Raw genomic sequence first — 837 nt, 5'->3', positions numbered from 1 at the left:
AATGAAAAAGTTAAAATATGAACTTTTCAGAGGTAGATTATTCAAAAAAAAGCATGGTTACCCTCTCAATATATCAAGTCCTACAACATTTAATGAAAAAATCTATTATAGGAAATATTATGGTAACCATGAGGAAATGGCTTTAATTGCGGATAAGTATAAAGTTAGAGAGTTGGTTTCAAAGAGGATTGGTGCTGAGTATCTTATTCCGTTACTAGGGGTATATGATAAGTTCTCAATATCTGATTGGGATGATTTACCTGAACAGTTTGTTCTTAAAACAAACCATGGTAGTGGGTTTAATCATATTCAAATAGTTACAAACAAACAGAAAGAAAACCCTTACGCTATAATTGAAAAAATGAATAAAGCCTTGAAAGATGATTTTGGTTCAATAAGTCATGAACCTTTTTATGAAAAAATAGATAGAGTTATTCTTGCTGAAAAGTATTTAGACTCAGGGTTAATGGTACCTGATGATTTCAAATTCCACTGCTTTGAAGATGAAATGTTTATTCAAATTGATCGAGGGAGGTATGGTTCTCATAGTCGTAGTATATATGACCACAACTGGAATGAAATGGACTACAAATTAAACTCATCGTATCCGAAAATAAATGGAATTATGCCACCTATAAACCTTTCAAAAATGATCGAATTAGCGAAGTGTTTAGCTGATAATTTTGACTATATAAGGGTGGATTTTTACAACTTAGACGGGAAGATATATTTTGGTGAATTAACACAAACTCATGGCAATGGTCTTGAAGATTTTAAACCGACTCTAGTAGATAGAGAGTGGGGAGATTACTGGAAGCTAGATAAAGATAATAAATT

Annotated in this window: 1 protein-coding gene; it reads left to right on the top strand. The window is 31.7% G+C overall.

Annotated elements, in window-relative coordinates; translation table 11 throughout:
* On the top strand, positions 1 to 837 hold an 837-nt coding region (locus L4C33_RS22535; RefSeq protein ID WP_428814596.1), incomplete at both ends, for an ATP-grasp fold amidoligase family protein.

It is taken from the genome of Vibrio makurazakiensis (assembly GCF_050337375.1).
In the GTDB taxonomy this organism is placed as follows: domain Bacteria; phylum Pseudomonadota; class Gammaproteobacteria; order Enterobacterales; family Vibrionaceae; genus Vibrio; species Vibrio makurazakiensis.
Note: the sequence above shows the minus strand (reverse complement) of the source record. Positions and strands in the feature narration are given on the sequence as shown.